This is a genomic window from Paraburkholderia caffeinilytica (genome assembly GCF_051027425.1).
Classification (GTDB): domain Bacteria; phylum Pseudomonadota; class Gammaproteobacteria; order Burkholderiales; family Burkholderiaceae; genus Paraburkholderia; species Paraburkholderia caffeinilytica_A.
Genome location: NZ_CP186552.1, coordinates 2,825,019 through 2,840,831, shown reverse-complemented (window position 1 = coordinate 2,840,831; position 15,813 = coordinate 2,825,019). Strand labels below are relative to the sequence as shown.

Below are 15,813 nucleotides of genomic sequence, written 5' to 3'. Positions count from 1 at the left end.
AGATTATCGCACCATATTCGGGCTGCCGCAGGGTTTTGCCGGTGTTTTGCAATAAGACGGCGAGCGCAGAGGTGCAACCTGGGCGCGGCAAGCGGGCGCTACCGTGCGGGTTGAGTCGACCGATAGTCGCGTGCTATAATCTTTGGCTAAGTCGATCCCTGTCTTATTTTGTTGCTTTATTGCTGTTCTAATGGGCGCAAACTGGCGGGAAAGACCCCTGTGGCGATAGTTGCCTGCGCTACGGGGAAGGCGGTGCCAAAGCAGCGGCACCAAGGCAGCAGACTCGCAAGCCGGCGCACCCAGGGTGTCCGTCGCGTTTCGCCAGAAGCTTAAAGAGCACAACTGGCAGCGCGGCCGATACGGCAGCCGGCTTAAGACCCAACCCTCGCGGAGATTTTCATGGCAGTTACCATGCGTCAAATGCTGGAAGCCGGTGTCCACTTCGGTCACCAAACGCGCTTCTGGAACCCGAAGATGGCCCCCTTCATTTTCGGTCATCGCAACAAGATTCACATCATCAACCTCGAAAAGACGCTGCCGATGTACAACGACGCGCTGAAGTACGCGCGTCAACTGGCAGCCAATCGCGGCACGATCCTGTTCGTCGGCACGAAGCGTCAATCGCGCGACACGATCGCTGAAGAAGCACAACGCGCTGGCATGCCTTACGTCAACGCGCGCTGGCTCGGCGGCATGCTGACCAACTTCAAGACGCTGAAGGTCTCGATCAAGCGCCTGAAGGACATGGAAGCATCGCTGGAAGCCGGCGAAACCGAACGCATGAGCAAGAAAGAAGCGCTCCTGTTCGAACGCGAAATGGCCAAGCTGCAAAAATCGATCGGCGGCGTGAAGGACATGGGCGGTATTCCGGACGCGATTTTCGTGGTCGACGTCGGCTACCACAAGATTGCCGTTACCGAAGCGAACAAGCTCGGCATTCCGGTCATCGCCGTGGTCGACACGAACCACTCGCCGGAAGGCATCGACTACGTGATCCCGGGTAACGACGACGCTTCGAAGGCTGTCGCTCTGTACACGGCTGGCGTGGCTGACGCGATCGTCGAAGGCCGTGCTAATGCGGTCAACGAAGTGGTGCAAGCTGCCCGTGGTGGCGACGGCGACGAGTTCGTCGAGGTCAACTCGGAAGCGTAAAGCTGCCCCGTGTCCGGCAAAAAAGGGGGCTTTCTACAGGCCCCCTTTTTTTAAGCCGCGACAAAATAGTGGTGTGCTGTGAGTAGTGCTGAAACGTAGTCCGTAAAAAATACGTGCGACGTTGAAACGAATTCTTGCCGCCGGTATCGAAGTCCGGGCGGCGTGTGACAGACGGAACTCAAGGAGCAAATGATGGCGGCAATTACCGCAAGCATGGTTGCAGAACTGCGCGCAAAGACCGACGCGCCGATGATGGAATGCAAGAAGGCGCTGACGGAAGCCGACGGCGACATGGCGCGCGCTGAAGAGCTGCTGCGCGTGAAGCTGGGCAACAAGGCCAGCAAGGCAGCGTCGCGCGTGACGGCTGAAGGCGTGGTCGCATCGTTCATCGGCGGCAACGCGGGTTCGCTGGTCGAACTGAACTGCGAAACCGACTTCGTTTCGAAGAACGACGACTTCCTGGCATTCTCGAAGACGATCGCTGAACTGGTCGCTACGCAAAACCCGGCTGACGTCGTTGCCCTGTCGGCGCTGCCGCTGGACGGCTCGACGGTCGACGCAGTGCGCCTCGCGCTGGTCGGCAAGATCGGTGAAAACCTGTCGATCCGCCGTTTCGTGCGTTTCGAAACCTCGAACAAGCTGGCAGCGTACCTGCACGGCACGCGTATCGGCGTGCTGGTCGAGTACACCGGTGCGGACGAGCAGGTCGGCAAGGACGTGGCAATGCACATCGCCGCCATGAAGCCGGTTTCGCTGTCGTCGGACGACGTCCCGGCGGATCTGATCGCCAAGGAACGCAGCATTGCTGAGCAGAAGGCTGCTGAATCGGGCAAGCCGGCTGAAATCGTCGCCAAGATGGTCGACGGCAGCGTGCAGAAGTACCTGAAGGAAGTGTCGCTGCTGAACCAGACGTTCGTTAAGAACGACAAGCAGACAATCGAACAGATGCTGAAGGCCGGCAACGCGAGCGTGCAGAAGTTCGCGCTGTTCGTGGTCGGCGAAGGCATCGAGAAGAAGCAGGACGACTTCGCAGCTGAAGTGGCCGCTCAAGTCGCTGCTGCAAAGCAACAATAAGCATCGCTTAAGCTTCAGTTAGTACCGTTGGACCCGCGGCGGAGCAAGACTCTGCCGCGGTCGGCGGCGCCGCAAGGCTGCGCGCGGGTGACCCTCGTGGCGCACGCCGCTGGCGAACCCCAGGGTTTGTCAATTTGGCGACGCTTGCCCGAATCAGCATTTCACCCCTACATTAGTCCCTTGTTGTTGCCCTGTTCTGCGCGATCTGGATACCCCTATGCCCACTGCCTACAAACGCGTCCTGCTCAAACTCTCCGGTGAAGCTCTGATGGGCGACGATGCCTTCGGCATCAATCGCGCAACCATCGAACGAATGGTAGCGGACGTGGCCGAAGTGGTCCGTCTCGGAACGCAGTTGGCCGTGGTGATCGGCGGCGGCAATATTTTCCGCGGCGTCGCGGGCGGCGCGGCCGGTATGGATCGCGCCACGGCCGACTACATGGGCATGCTGGCCACCATGATGAATGCGCTGGCGCTGCAGGACGCAATGCGCCACGCCGGTATCGAAGCGCGCGTGCAATCCGCGCTGCGTATGGACCAGGTGGTCGAGCCTTACATCCGTCCGCGTGCGATTCGCCAGCTCGAAGAAGGCAAAGTCGTGATTTTCGCGGCCGGTACCGGTAACCCGTTCTTCACGACGGATACGGCCGCCGCGCTGCGCGGCTCGGAAGTCGGCGCGGAAGTCGTGCTGAAAGCCACCAAGGTGGACGGCGTATATTCGGCCGACCCCAAGAAAGACCCGAGTGCGACCCGTTACGCCACGATCAGCTTCGACGAAGCTATCGGCCGCAATCTGCAGGTGATGGACGCCACGGCGTTCGCGCTGTGCCGCGACCAGAAGCTGCCGATCCGGGTGTTTTCGATCGTCAAGCCGGGTGCGCTCAAGCGCATCGTACAAGGCGAGGACGAGGGCACCCTCGTCCACGTGTAAACTCTCGTTCACATAACGTGGGCTTTAACGCGGGCCCAGGCCGCCGCATAGTGCGCGCGCTGGCCGGCTCGCACCGTTTTGAAGGTTCGGAGGTTTAAAAATGTCTGTGGCTGATATCAGGAAGGGCGCTGAACAAAAGATGCAGCGTTCCATCGACGCGTTCAAGAACGATCTGTCGAAGATCCGCACGGGCCGTGCGCATACGGGCCTGCTCGATCACATCCAGTGTGATTACTATGGTTCGCCGGTGCCGATTTCGCAGGTCGCGAACCTGACGCTGATCGACGCCCGCACGATCGGCGTACAGCCGTGGGAAAAGAAGATGGTTCAGGTCGTCGAAAAGGCGATCCGCGAATCGGACCTCGGTCTGAACCCGGCTACGCAAGGCGACGTGATCCGCGTGCCGATGCCCGCGCTGACCGAAGAACGCCGCCGCGAACTGACCAAAGTGGTCAAGAGCGAAGCGGAAACGGCCAAGGTTGCTGTTCGTAACCTGCGCCGTGACGCAAACGAGCAACTGAAGAAGCTCGTGAAAGACAAGGAAATTTCTGAAGACGACGAGCGCCGTGCAGGTGACGACGTTCAGAAACTGACGGACAAGTTCGTCGCGGAAATCGACAAGCTTGTGGTGACCAAAGAAGCCGAGATCATGACGGTCTGAGGCCGCACGGCTTCGTACCTTCAGGATTTCCACTTCTTTTTTGCAGTCACTGTCCCGACGGCCATGACCTATACCAGCTCAACCGTGCGCGTGCCTGATGTCGCCGCGGTGCCGCGACATATCGCGATCATCATGGACGGCAACGGCCGTTGGGCAACCCAACGCCGTCTGCCGCGCGTGGCCGGCCATACGCGCGGCGTCGACGCGGTGCGTGCGGCCGTCGAAGCGTGCGCCCGGCAGGGCGTCGAATATCTGACGCTCTTTGCCTTCAGCTCGGAAAACTGGCGCCGCCCGAACGACGAAGTGTCGTTCCTGATGCGCCTCTTCGTCACCGCGCTGGAGCGCGAGATCGGCAAGCTGCACGCGAACGGCATCCGTTTGCGCGTAGTTGGCGATCTGTCCCGATTCGATACGCGCATCCGCGACCTGATCAAGCGCGCGGAAACCAAAACGGCGCGCAATACGCGTCTCACCCTTACCATCGCCGCCAACTACGGCGGCCGCTGGGACATCATGCAGGCCACCCGCAAGCTTGCCGAGCAATCGGCGCTGGCGGGCAAGGCGGTCGAGGTCAACGAAGACTCGTTCGCCGAACACCTGTCGATGGCCTATGCGCCGGAGCCGGATCTGTTTATCCGCACCGGCGGCGAGCGTCGCGTCAGCAACTTCCTGCTGTGGCAGCTCGCCTACACCGAGTTCTACTTCACCGACACCTTCTGGCCGGATTTCGACGCGGAAGCGCTCGGCCATGCCATCGCTTCCTACGCGGAGCGCGAGCGCCGCTTCGGCCGTACCAGTGCTCAACTCGAGCCGCAGTCGCAAAACGTCGATTCGCTTCCATGCTAAAGACCCGTGTCATCACGGCGATCATCCTGCTGGCGGTGTTCCTGCCGGTCACGTTGTTCGCGCCGGTGGGCGCGTTCGGCGCGCTGATCGCGTTCGTCGTCGTGTTCGCTGCGTGGGAATGGGCGCGCCTGCTGAAGCTGGGCGGCGCGGGCCCGATCGTGTACGCGCTGGTGGCCGCCGTTGCGCTGGTCGCGAGCACGCGTCTCGGTACCGGCGTCGAGGAACCCCGGCCGCTCTTTCAGGCGGCCGCGATTTTCTGGGTGATTGCGGGGCCGTATGTGCTCCTGCGCAAGCCGACCCTCGCGCAAGGCGCCTGGCGTGCGTTTCTATTCCTTGCCGGCATTGTGGTATTTGTCGCGTGCTGGCATGCTCTCGTCGCCGCGCGCATGAAGGGCGTGCCGTTTGTGCTGTCGCTGCTGCTATTGGTATGGCTGGCCGATATCGGCGCATACTTCTCTGGAAAGGCTTTCGGGAAGCACAAGCTGGCGCCTGCCATCAGCCCGGGTAAGACCTGGGAGGGCGCGATCGGCGGCTGGCTGGTGGTGATGATCGTCGCGGCGGCGGCGGTCTTTTTGCACGCGTTCGAGCCGACCCTGTATTCTGCGCTGCTGGCGCAACTGGGCGCCGTGCGTACGCTGCTCGCACTGACCCTGCTGGTGGCATTCAGCGTGGTGGGCGACCTGTTCGAATCAATGATGAAACGCCAGGCCGGAGTGAAAGATTCAAGCGGCCTGTTGCCTGGGCACGGTGGCGTACTCGACCGCATCGACGCCTTGTTGCCGGTGCTGCCGCTTGCCATGCTGCTGCTCGGCTAGAGAAAGAGATATGCAAAAACGTCTGACATTGCTCGGTTCAACGGGCTCGATTGGAGACAGCACGCTCGACGTCGTCGCGCGTCATCCCGAGCGCTTTTCGGTTTACGCGCTCACGGCGCATCGCAACGGCGACAAGCTCGTCGAGCAATGCCTGCGCTTTCAGCCTGAAGTCGCAGTAGTCGGCGATGCCGATACCGCCGCGCGTGTTGCCGCGAAACTGCGCGAAGCGGGCTGCAAGACGGAAGTCACGTATGGACCGCAAGCGCTCGTCGACGTGTCGGAGAGCGCCGGCTGCGATACGGTGGTGGCGGCGATCGTCGGCGCGGCCGGCCTTGCGCCGAGTCTCGCTGCCGCGCGTGCCGGCAAGCGTATTCTGCTTGCCAACAAGGAAGCGCTGGTCATGTCCGGCGCGATCTTCATGGACGCGGTGCGCGACAACGGCGCCGTGCTGCTGCCGGTCGACAGCGAACACAACGCCATTTTCCAATGCCTGCCGCGCGAAGCCGCGCTGCACGGCGGCGTCTCGAAGATCATCCTGACCGCTTCGGGCGGTCCGTTCCGCACGCGCGAACCGGCCACGCTGGTCGACGTCACGCCTGACGAGGCCTGCAAGCATCCGAACTGGGTCATGGGCCGCAAGATTTCGGTCGACTCCGCCACGATGATGAACAAGGGCCTCGAAGTGATCGAGGCGCACTGGCTGTTCAATTTGCCGGGCGAACGTATCGAGGTGCTGATTCATCCGCAGAGCGTGATTCATTCGATGGTGTCGTACGTCGACGGGTCGGTGCTCGCGCAACTGGGCAATCCCGACATGCGCACGCCGATTGCTCACGCGCTGGCATTTCCGGATCGCGTCGATTCGGGGGTGGCGCAACTCGATCTGCTGCAGGTCGCGTCGCTTTCGTTCGAAAAACCGGACTACACACGCTTCCCGTGTCTCGCTCTCGCGGTGAAGGCGTTGGCCGAGGGTGGGTTGGCGAGCGCGGCCCTGAATGCCGCGAACGAAGTCGCGGTTGAAGCGTTTCTGTCGCGTCAGATCGGTTTCATGGCGATCGCTCAGGTCGTCGACGCCGTACTCAACGCGTTGCCGAACTCCAGCGCGCATGCGCTCGAAGACGTGATCGAGGCCGACGCCGCCGCGCGCCGCGCCGCCGCCGACTTCATCGCGCGCCTGCCGGTCAGCGCCCGTCGCACGGAACGCGCCGTCCAGTGAGGCGCCTATGAATCTGCTGATCGAACTGCTTGCCTTCGCGGTCGCGATTGGCGTACTTGTGGTCGTCCACGAGTACGGGCACTACAGTGTGGCGCGCTTGTGCGGTGTCAAGGTGTTGCGCTTTTCGATCGGCTTCGGCAAGCCGCTGTTCCAATGGGTGAGCCCAAAGTCGGGCACCGAATGGACAATTGCAGCGTTGCCGCTTGGCGGCTACGTGAAGATGCTCGACGAGCGCGAAACTGGCGGGGCGCCGATTCCCGCTGAAGCCTTGCCGCATGCGTTCAACCGGCAGTCGGTGTGGCGTCGTTTCGCGATTGTCGCGGCGGGCCCGGTCGCGAATTTCCTGCTTGCCATCGTGCTGTTCGCCCTTGTGTTCGCCACGGGCGTGACGGAGCCTGCGGCTGTGGTGGCCGCGCCCGCGCCGAATACGCCGGCGGCGCTGGCCGGCTTCGACGGTGGCGAAACGATTGTTGCGGTGCGCGCGGAGAACGCCGGCGAATCCGAGCACGTGCGCTCGTGGTCCGATCTGCGCTGGAAATTGCTGGGCGCGGCATTCGATCACAAGCGCGTTGTGCTGAGCGCGAAAGATGCTCACGGCACCTCGGATTTCCAGCTGGATCTGCGCGGTATCACCGAGAAAGACGTCGACGACGACTTTATGTCACATCTCGGTTTCGAGCCGGGTGGTGGCAAGCTTGCGGTCGCGGGCGTGCAGCCGGGTAGCGCGGCGCAAAAGGCCGGCCTTGCGGTGGGCGACCGTCTTCGCGCGGTCGACGGGATTCCTACAGACAATGCCACGGCCTTCATCGCTTATGTAAAATCGCACGCCGGCACGCCCGTGATGCTGCAAGTGGAGCGTGGCGGGGCGGCGGCGGGCAAGCTGGAAGACGTTCGCATCGTCCCGCAGTCGCAGCGTGATGACGCGACGGGGCAGCAAATCGGCCGTATCGGCGCGGAACTCGCCACCCAGGTGCCGTCGATCGACGTGCGTTACGGGCCGCTCGAAAGTCTGCAACTGGGCGCACGCCGTACGTGGGATCTGGCGGTTTATTCGGTGCGGATGTTCGGGCGAATGATTGTCGGCGAGGCATCGCTCAAGAATCTTTCCGGACCTGTCACGATCGCGGATTACGCAGGAAAGAGCGCACGTCTAGGTCCATCTGCATTCCTGTCGTTCCTGGCCCTTGTCAGTATTAGCCTCGGCGTACTGAACCTGTTACCAATTCCGGTATTGGACGGGGGTCATCTGTTATATTATTTGGTTGAAGCTGTAACCGGCAAAGTTGTCTCCGATCGCTGGCAACTCGTTTTTCAGAGGGCGGGTCTCGCCTGCATCGTCGCGTTGTCGGCGATTGCGCTGTTCAACGATCTGGCTCGTTTAATCCATTTTTAAAGTGTCTGGCGGCGTTCACGATGGCGACCGCCCGACCTGATGCAGCTATACACACTGGGGAAGCACGTTGTTTAAACCTCATCGCTTTGTTCCAAAGACGGTTATAGCCGCGGCGTTTGCCGCGCATGGGCTGGTTGCTCACGCAACATCGCCCTTCGTGGTGCAAGACATCCGGATCGAGGGATTGCAACGCGTCGAACCTGGTACCGTGTTCGCCTATCTGCCCATCAAGCAGGGCGACACGTTTAGCGACGACAAGGCTTCTGAAGCCATTCGCGCGCTGTACGCCACGGGCTTCTTCAACGACGTCAAGATCGCGACTGAAGGCAATGTCGTCATCGTGCAGGTGCTGGAACGTCCGGCCATCGGCACGATCGACTTCGCCGGTATTCACGAGTTCGACAAGGACAACCTGACCAAGGCGCTGCGCGCGGTCGGTTTGTCGCAAGGCCGTTACTACGACAAGGCACTCGTCGACAAGGCCGAGCAGGAACTGAAGCGCCAGTACCTGACACGTGGCTACTACGCCGCCGAAGTCACCACCACGATCACGCCGATCGACCGCAACCGCGTGTCGGTACTGTTCTCGGTGGCTGAAGGGCCGAGCGCGAAGATCCGCCAGATCAACTTCATCGGCAACAAGGCGTTCAGCACGGGTACGCTGCGCGACGAAATGCAGCTGTCCACGCCGAACTGGTTCTCGTGGTACACCAAGAACGACCTGTACGCGAAAGACAAGCTCACCGGCGACCTCGAAAACGTCCGCTCGTATTACCTGAATCGCGGCTACCTCGAGTTCAACATCGACTCGACGCAGGTATCGATCTCGCCGGACAAGAAGGACATGTATCTGACGGTCACGCTGCACGAAGGCGAGCCGTACACGATCAACAGCATCAAGCTGGCCGGTAACCTGCTCGACCGCGAGCCGGAGTTGACCAGGCTCATCAAGATCAAAGCGGGTGACCGCTTCTCGGCTGAAAAGCTGCAAGCCACCACCAAGGCGATCGTCGACAAACTCGGCGAATACGGCTATGCGTTCGCCACGGTCAACGCGCAGCCGCAGATCGATCAGGAACACCACAAGGTCGACCTGACGCTGCAAGTGGATCCGAGCCGCCGCGTGTACGTGCGCCGCATCAACGTGGTCGGCAACACACGTACGCGCGACGAAGTGGTGCGCCGCGAAATGCGCCAGCTCGAAAGCTCGTGGTTCGATTCGAACCGCCTCGCGTTGTCGAAAGACCGGATCAACCGCCTCGGCTACTTTACCGATGTCGACGTGACCACGGTGCCGGTGGAAGGCACGCCGGACCAGGTCGATGTGGACGTCAAGGTGGCCGAAAAGCCGACCGGCGCAATCACGCTGGGTGCGGGCTTCTCGTCGACCGACAAGGTGGTGCTCTCCGCAGGCGTATCGCAGGACAACGTGTTCGGTTCGGGTACGAGTCTCGCGGTGAACGTGAATACCGCCAAGACGTACCGTACGTTGACGGTCACGCAGGTCGACCCGTACTTCACGGTCGACGGCATCAAGCGGATCACCGACGTCTACTACCGTACGTATCAGCCGTTGTACTACTCGACGGATTCGAGCTTCAAGATCGTCACGATCGGCGGTGACCTGAAGTTCGGTATTCCGTTCTCCGAAGTCGACACGGTGTACTTCGGTGCCGGTCTCGAGCAGAACCAGCTGGACATCGACGCGAACACGCCGGCGTCCTATAAGCAGTACGTTGCCGATTTTGGACGTGTGTCGAACAACGTACCGATTACGGTAGGCTGGTCGCGCGACGCACGCGACAGCGCACTGGTGCCGAGCCGCGGTTATTTCACGCAGGCCAATGCCGAATACGGCACGCCGATCGGCGGCACGCAGTACTACAAGGCCGACATCAACGCGCAGTACTATTACTCGTTTGCGCGCGGCTTCGTGCTGGGTTTCAACTTCCAGGGCGGCTACGGTAAGGGCATGGGCGGGAAGCCATACCCGATTTTCAAGAACTACTACGCTGGTGGTATCGGCTCGGTGCGAGGCTACGAGCCGAGTTCGCTGGGTCCGCGCGACGCTACGACGAATGACCCGATCGGCGGTTCGAAACTGCTGGTGGGTAACATCGAGTTGACTTTCCCGTTGCCGGGCACGGGGTATGATCGCACGCTGCGTGTGTTTACGTTCCTTGACGCCGGTAACGTTTGGGCAGATGCAAGCAGCGCCGCTACCTCGAATGGCGCGAACGGCCTGCGTTATGGCTATGGTGTCGGTCTTGCCTGGATATCGCCGATCGGCCCGCTCAAGCTCAGCTTGGGCTTCCCGCTCACGAAGCATACCGGCGACCAGTATCAGAAGTTCCAGTTCCAGATCGGGACAGCGTTCTGATCAGGCGGCCGGCGACCCGGCGGCCGGCGGTTGGTGGCCCGATTATGGGCCGCTCCCGGCGGCGGGCCCGGCCAAACTACAGTATCGAGAGGATGACTTTGCTAACCGGTATGTTTTCGAAACGTGTGGCGTGTGCGTTCGCGCTGGCAATGACGCTGGGCGTCGGAGTAGCGGGGGTAGCGCACGCGCAGGAAGCCCGGATCGCCGCGGTGAATTCGGACCGCATCCTGCGTGAATCGGCTGCCGCGAAGGCTGCACAGGTCAAGCTCGAGGCGGAGTTCGCCAAGCGCGACAAGGATCTGGCCGATATGGCGCAGAAGCTGAAGTCGATGTCCGACTCGCTCGACAAGAACGGCGCGTCGATGTCGGCCGCCGATCGCGCGCAGAAGCAACGCGATCTGTCGCAGCTGGATACGGACTTCCAGCGCAAGCAACGCGAGTTTCGCGAGGACCTGAACCAGCGCCGCAACGAGGAGCTGGCGGCGGTGCTCGACCGGGCCAACAAGGTGATCAAGCAGATCGCCGAGCAGCAGCACTACGACCTGATCGTTCAGGAAGCGGTGTACGTGAGCCCGCGCATCGACATCACCGATCAGGTGCTCAAGGCATTGGCGGCGTCGGGCAACTGAACGCGCCGTGGGTTGCCGGCTTGCCGGCATCGTAAGCTGGTTCGCAGCGCGCGGCTGTAGATCTGACAAGTTGAACTGATTGTGCAGCAACCATCTTGCATGGGATAGGAGACAGGATAGGCATGGCATTTACGCTCGAGGACATCGTCCGGCAGTTCGGCGGTGAAGTAGTCGGAGACGGTTCGCAGCGCGTCGGCAGTCTGGCGCCGCTCGACCAGGCAGGTCCGGACCAGCTGGCGTTCCTCGCCAATCCGAAGTATCTATCGCAGGTCGAGACGACCCGTGCAGGCGCAGTGTTGATCAATGCTGACGACCTCGCGAAGCTGGCCTCCCGCGACGCCCGTAACTTCATCGTCACGCCGAATCCGTACGCTTACTTCGCGCGCGTCGCGCAGACTTTCATCGACATGGCAGCGCCCAAGGCTGTGCCTGGCGTGCACGCGAGCGCGACGATCGACCCGTCCGCTCAGATCGCCGCGAGCGCGGTGATCGGTCCGCGTGTCACGGTGGAAGCGGGCGCGGTGATCGGCGAAAACGTGCGTCTGGATGCCAATGTGGTGATCGGCCGCGGCACGCGGATCGGCGCGGGCTCGCATCTGTATCCGAATGTGACCGTGTACCACGGCTGCAAGCTCGGCGAGCGCGTGATCGTGCACGCGGGCGCGGTGATCGGTTCGGACGGTTTCGGCTTCGCTCCGGATTTCGTGGGTGAAGGCGATGCGCGTACCGGCAACTGGGTGAAGATTCCGCAGGTCGGCGGTGTGTCGATCGCGGCAGACGTCGAAATCGGCGCGAACACGACCATTGACCGTGGCGCCATGGCCGACACGATCATCGAAGAGTGCGTGAAGATCGACAACCTCGTGCAGATCGGTCACAACTGCAAGGTCGGTGCTTACACGGTGATCGCCGGTTGCGCGGGCATCGCGGGCAGCACCACGATCGGCCGTCATTGCATGATCGGCGGCGCAGTCGGGATCGCCGGTCACGTCACGCTGGCGGACTATGTGATCGTCACGGCGAAGTCGGGCGTGTCGAAGTCGTTGCTGAAGCCCGGCATGTACACCAGCGCTTTCCCGGCTGTGAACCATGCTGACTGGAACAAAAGCGCCGCTTTGCTGCGCAATATCGACAAACTCCGGGACCGTATCAAGGCGCTCGAAAATGCCGCTTCGGCAAGCAAGCCGGCCCATGCAGCAAGTAATTCCGCAGGCGACAAAGCCTGATATCAGGCCGATTCGCAGAGCAATCGTAGGGCAACCTGCCGGCACCGCGTAAAATAGCGGGCAAGCATCACGAAGCAAAGTCGGTTGCCGTGACCGGGTGGCATGGCCTCCGGGTCGCGGCAAGCGCCGGCAGCACGCGTTACCAACCCACCTGCACCAGCATCCGCAGTCATCACCGCGCAGTCAATGCGTGAGTAGAAACACCATGAGCACCGAAAAAATCAATCTCGACATTCACAAGATTCTCACGCTGCTGCCGCATCGTTACCCAATTCTGCTGGTTGACCGGGTGCTCGAACTTGAGCCGCATAAGAGCATCAAAGCGTTGAAGAACGTGTCGATCAATGAACCGTATTTCCAGGGTCACTTTCCGACCCGTCCGGTGATGCCCGGCGTGCTGATTCTCGAGGCGCTCGCACAAACGGCTGCGCTGCTGACGTTTTCGGAGGAGCCGAGCGATCCGTCGAACACGCTGTACCTGTTCGTGGGCATCGACAATGCGCGCTTCAAGCGCGTGGTGGAACCGGGCGATCAGTTGATCCTGAACTGCACGTTCGAGCGTCATATGCGCGGCATCTGGAAGTTCAAGGCGCGCGCCGAAGTGGATGGTGCCGTGGCGGCGGAAGCCGACCTGATGTGCGCGGTGCGGCACACGGACAAAGACGTTTAAGCCGGTTTCCGGGCAGTCAGCGGCTCACCTGAGCCCTGCAAGCCTCCGGCTACGCCCATCCAGACAACGCAACAGAATCAGAAGCGAGGACGCATGAGCAGGATTCATCCCACTGCGATCGTCGAACCGGGCGCGCAACTCGACGAATCCGTCGAAATCGGACCGTATGCCGTCATCGGCGCGCATGTGACGATCGGCGCACGGACCACGGTCGGGTCACACAGCGTGATCGAAGGTCACACCACGATCGGCGAAGACAACCGGATCGGTCATTACGCATCGGTCGGCGGCCGCCCGCAGGACATGAAGTACAAGGACGAGCCCACCCGGCTCGTGATCGGCAATCGCAACGCGATCCGTGAATTCACCACGATCCACACCGGCACGGTGCAGGATTCGGGCGTCACCACGCTGGGCGACGATAACTGGATCATGGCCTACGTGCACATCGGGCACGACTGCCACGTCGGCAGCAACGTCATTCTGTCGAGCAATGCGCAGATGGCCGGCCATGTGATCGTCGGCGATCACGCGATCATCGGCGGTATGTCGGGCGTGCATCAGTTCGTGCGCATCGGTGCGCACTCGATGCTGGGCGGCGCTTCTGCGCTCGTGCAGGACGTCCCGCCGTACGTGATGGCCGCCGGCAACAAGGCCGAACCGCACGGTATCAATGTCGAAGGTCTGCGCCGCCGTGGTTTCTCCGCGGACGCGATTTCGGCACTGCGCTCGGCGTACCGCCTGTTGTACAAGAACGGCCTGTCGCTGGAAGAAGCGAAGGTGCAGTTGCGCGAACTCGCATCCGCGGGTGGCGATGGCGATGCGCCGGTACAAGCGCTGCTCGCGTTCGTCGAAGCGTCACAACGCGGCATCATCCGCTAAGCGATGGCATTGAACCCGAGTCCGCTGCGTGTCGCGATGGTGACTGGCGAGCCGTCCGGCGACTTGCTGGCGGCGTCGCTGCTCGACGGCCTCGCGAGCCGTCTGCCCGCCGGTACCCAGTATTATGGGATCGGCGGCCCGCGCATGATCGCCACGGGCTTCGACGCCCACTGGCCGATGGAAAAACTGACGGTGCGCGGCTATGTCGAAGCACTGCGGCATATTCCCGAAATCCTCAGCATTCGCAACGAACTGAAGCGCCAACTGCTGGCCGAGCCGCCGTCGGTGTTCGTCGGTGTGGATGCACCCGATTTCAACTTCGGCCTCGAGCATCCGTTGCGCGAAGCGGGCATTCCGACCGTTCACTTCGTTTGTCCGTCCATCTGGGCGTGGCGGGGCGGCCGCATCAAGAAGATCGCCAAGGCGGTCGACCACATGCTGTGCGTGTTCCCGTTCGAAACGGCGCTGCTGGAAAAGGCCGGTGTGCCGGCGTCCTACGTGGGCCATCCTCTTGCCGACGAGATTCCGATCGTGCCCGATACGCTCGGCGCGCGCCGCACGCTCGGCCTCGCGGAAAGCGGTCCGATCATTGCGGTGCTGCCAGGCAGCCGGCGCTCGGAGATCGATCTGATCGGCCCGACGTTCTTTGCCGCGATGGAGATGATGCAGCACCAGGAACCCGGCTTGCGTTTCGTGATGCCGGCGGCTACGCCCGCGCTGCGCGAAATGTTGCGCCCGCTGGTCGATGCGCATCCCGGTCTCGCGCTGACCATCACCGACGGTCAGTCGCAACTCGCGATGACGGCGGCCGATGCGATCCTCGTCAAGAGCGGCACGGTCACGCTGGAAGCCGCGCTGCTTAAAAAGCCGATGGTGATCTCGTACAAGGTGCCCTGGTTGACCGGCCAGATCATGCGCCGCCAGGGCTATCTGCCGTACGTCGGTCTGCCGAACATTCTGGCGGGACGTTTCGTGGTGCCGGAAATTCTGCAGCACTTCGCCACGCCGCAGGCGCTGGCCGAAGCCACGCTGAAACAGTTGCGCGACGAAGCCAACCGGCGCACGCTGACGGAAATCTTCACGGAGATGCATCACGTGCTGAAGCAGAACACTGCCCAGCGTGCGGCGGAAGTCGTGGCGAGCGTCATCGAAAATCGGAAGGCGCGGCCGTGACCACGGCGCGTTCGCCACGCCGCAAGGCTGCGACCGCTGCCGGCGCGGCGGCGCAGCAGGTCGGCATGGACTTCGAGACACCGGATGACATCGTCTGCGGCGTCGACGAAGCCGGGCGTGGACCACTGGCCGGCCCGGTGGTCGCTGCCGCGGTGATTTTCGATCCGTCGAAGCCGATGATTCGCGGTCTCGACGATTCGAAAGTGCTCACCGCCAAAAAGCGCGACGAGCTGTACGACAAGATCGTCGATCGGGCGCTCGCGTACTGCATCGCGTCGGCTTCTGTCGAAGAAATCGACACGCTGAACATCCTGCATGCCACGATGCTGGCGATGAAGCGGGCCGTCGAAGGCCTCCCGGTCGTGCCGACACTCGTCAAAATCGACGGCAATCGCTGCCCGACGCTGAGCATTCGCAGCGAGGCGGTGATTGGCGGCGATGCGCTGGTGAAGAGCATTTCGGCTGCGTCGATTCTCGCCAAGGTTACGCGTGACCGGATGCTGCTCGAATTGCATCAAGCCTATCCGGTCTACGGTTTTAACGCGCATGCCGGCTACGGTACGCCGCAGCATCTCGCGGCGTTGCGCGAACATGGGCCTTGTGAGCATCATCGGCGTTCGTTCGCACCGGTCCGTGAAGCGCATTTGCGCTTCGGCACGGTTTTGAAGCGGCCGGCGGGCGATGTGATTGTCGTGTCCGGCCCCCACACCGGCGCCATGCTCGACGACGACGCCTTCGGCGAACGTAGCGGCGCCTGAGCGCCTT

15 protein-coding genes are annotated in these 15,813 nt (G+C 62.1%); all 15 read left to right on the top strand.

What is annotated here, in order from left to right:
• Positions 1-399: 399 nt before the first annotated feature.
• On the top strand, positions 400-1,152 hold the full coding sequence (rpsB, locus tag ACOSV0_RS12485; RefSeq protein ID WP_054035183.1) for a 30S ribosomal protein S2: 753 nt from the start codon (positions 400-402) through the stop codon (positions 1,150-1,152).
• 192 nt (positions 1,153-1,344) lie between these two features.
• The gene (gene tsf / locus ACOSV0_RS12480; protein ID WP_434106486.1) at positions 1,345-2,226 is read left to right on the top strand and encodes a translation elongation factor Ts; all 882 of its coding nucleotides are present in this window, start codon (positions 1,345-1,347) and stop codon (positions 2,224-2,226) included.
• 217 nt (positions 2,227-2,443) lie between these two features.
• A complete protein-coding gene (gene pyrH, locus ACOSV0_RS12475) occupies positions 2,444-3,157 on the top strand; it encodes a UMP kinase (RefSeq protein ID WP_115780232.1) in 714 nt (237 codons plus the stop codon).
• 100 nt (positions 3,158-3,257) lie between these two features.
• Entirely contained in the window at positions 3,258-3,818 is a 561-nt protein-coding gene (gene frr / locus ACOSV0_RS12470; protein WP_012433445.1) for a ribosome recycling factor, read from the top strand.
• Between the two features lie 63 nt (positions 3,819-3,881).
• Positions 3,882-4,664, top strand: coding sequence for a polyprenyl diphosphate synthase (gene uppS / locus ACOSV0_RS12465; protein ID WP_179732656.1), 783 nt, complete (start codon positions 3,882-3,884; stop codon positions 4,662-4,664).
• Complete coding sequence (locus tag ACOSV0_RS12460) at positions 4,658-5,479, top strand: phosphatidate cytidylyltransferase (RefSeq protein ID WP_408223654.1); 822 nt, start codon at positions 4,658-4,660, stop codon at positions 5,477-5,479. Before uppS ends, ACOSV0_RS12460 begins: the two co-directional genes overlap by 7 nt.
• A 10-nt stretch (positions 5,480-5,489) precedes the next feature.
• Complete coding sequence (locus ACOSV0_RS12455; protein ID WP_434106485.1) at positions 5,490-6,695, top strand: 1-deoxy-D-xylulose-5-phosphate reductoisomerase; 1,206 nt, start codon at positions 5,490-5,492, stop codon at positions 6,693-6,695.
• Between the two features lie 7 nt (positions 6,696-6,702).
• The gene (rseP, locus tag ACOSV0_RS12450; protein WP_434106484.1) at positions 6,703-8,088 is read left to right on the top strand and encodes an RIP metalloprotease RseP; all 1,386 of its coding nucleotides are present in this window, start codon (positions 6,703-6,705) and stop codon (positions 8,086-8,088) included.
• A gap of 67 nt (positions 8,089-8,155) precedes the next feature.
• Positions 8,156-10,468 (top strand): outer membrane protein assembly factor BamA, encoded by a 2,313-nt coding sequence (gene bamA, locus ACOSV0_RS12445; protein ID WP_434106483.1) that lies wholly within the window; start codon positions 8,156-8,158, stop codon positions 10,466-10,468.
• Positions 10,469-10,560: 92 nt separating this feature from the next.
• Positions 10,561-11,097, top strand: coding sequence for an OmpH family outer membrane protein (locus tag ACOSV0_RS12440; protein WP_183082010.1), 537 nt, complete (start codon positions 10,561-10,563; stop codon positions 11,095-11,097).
• A gap of 122 nt (positions 11,098-11,219) precedes the next feature.
• A complete protein-coding gene (gene lpxD / locus ACOSV0_RS12435) occupies positions 11,220-12,323 on the top strand; it encodes a UDP-3-O-(3-hydroxymyristoyl)glucosamine N-acyltransferase (RefSeq protein WP_434106482.1) in 1,104 nt (367 codons plus the stop codon).
• Positions 12,324-12,528: 205 nt separating this feature from the next.
• Positions 12,529-12,993 (top strand): 3-hydroxyacyl-ACP dehydratase FabZ, encoded by a 465-nt coding sequence (gene fabZ, locus ACOSV0_RS12430; protein WP_408209799.1) that lies wholly within the window; start codon positions 12,529-12,531, stop codon positions 12,991-12,993.
• A 93-nt stretch (positions 12,994-13,086) separates the two neighbouring features.
• Positions 13,087-13,875 (top strand): acyl-ACP--UDP-N-acetylglucosamine O-acyltransferase, encoded by a 789-nt coding sequence (gene lpxA, locus ACOSV0_RS12425; RefSeq protein WP_434106481.1) that lies wholly within the window; start codon positions 13,087-13,089, stop codon positions 13,873-13,875.
• A 3-nt stretch (positions 13,876-13,878) separates the two neighbouring features.
• Complete coding sequence (lpxB, locus tag ACOSV0_RS12420; protein WP_434106480.1) at positions 13,879-15,048, top strand: lipid-A-disaccharide synthase; 1,170 nt, start codon at positions 13,879-13,881, stop codon at positions 15,046-15,048.
• Complete coding sequence (gene rnhB / locus ACOSV0_RS12415) at positions 15,045-15,806, top strand: ribonuclease HII (RefSeq protein ID WP_434106479.1); 762 nt, start codon at positions 15,045-15,047, stop codon at positions 15,804-15,806. The genes lpxB and rnhB overlap by 4 nt, the downstream gene beginning before the upstream one ends.
• The last annotated feature ends 7 nt before the right edge of the window (positions 15,807-15,813 follow it).

Coding starts and splice junctions, on each gene's coding strand:
- rpsB (WP_054035183.1), top strand. CDS start 400: ATGGCAGTTACCATGCGTCAAATGCTGGAAGCCGGTGTCCACTTCGGT.
- tsf (WP_434106486.1), top strand. CDS start 1,345: ATGGCGGCAATTACCGCAAGCATGGTTGCAGAACTGCGCGCAAAGACC.
- pyrH (WP_115780232.1), top strand. CDS start 2,444: ATGCCCACTGCCTACAAACGCGTCCTGCTCAAACTCTCCGGTGAAGCT.
- frr (WP_012433445.1), top strand. CDS start 3,258: ATGTCTGTGGCTGATATCAGGAAGGGCGCTGAACAAAAGATGCAGCGT.
- uppS (WP_179732656.1), top strand. CDS start 3,882: ATGACCTATACCAGCTCAACCGTGCGCGTGCCTGATGTCGCCGCGGTG.
- ACOSV0_RS12460 (WP_408223654.1), top strand. CDS start 4,658: ATGCTAAAGACCCGTGTCATCACGGCGATCATCCTGCTGGCGGTGTTC.
- ACOSV0_RS12455 (WP_434106485.1), top strand. CDS start 5,490: ATGCAAAAACGTCTGACATTGCTCGGTTCAACGGGCTCGATTGGAGAC.
- rseP (WP_434106484.1), top strand. CDS start 6,703: ATGAATCTGCTGATCGAACTGCTTGCCTTCGCGGTCGCGATTGGCGTA.
- ACOSV0_RS12440 (WP_183082010.1), top strand. CDS start 10,561: ATGACTTTGCTAACCGGTATGTTTTCGAAACGTGTGGCGTGTGCGTTC.
- lpxD (WP_434106482.1), top strand. CDS start 11,220: ATGGCATTTACGCTCGAGGACATCGTCCGGCAGTTCGGCGGTGAAGTA.
- fabZ (WP_408209799.1), top strand. CDS start 12,529: ATGAGCACCGAAAAAATCAATCTCGACATTCACAAGATTCTCACGCTG.
- lpxA (WP_434106481.1), top strand. CDS start 13,087: ATGAGCAGGATTCATCCCACTGCGATCGTCGAACCGGGCGCGCAACTC.
- lpxB (WP_434106480.1), top strand. CDS start 13,879: ATGGCATTGAACCCGAGTCCGCTGCGTGTCGCGATGGTGACTGGCGAG.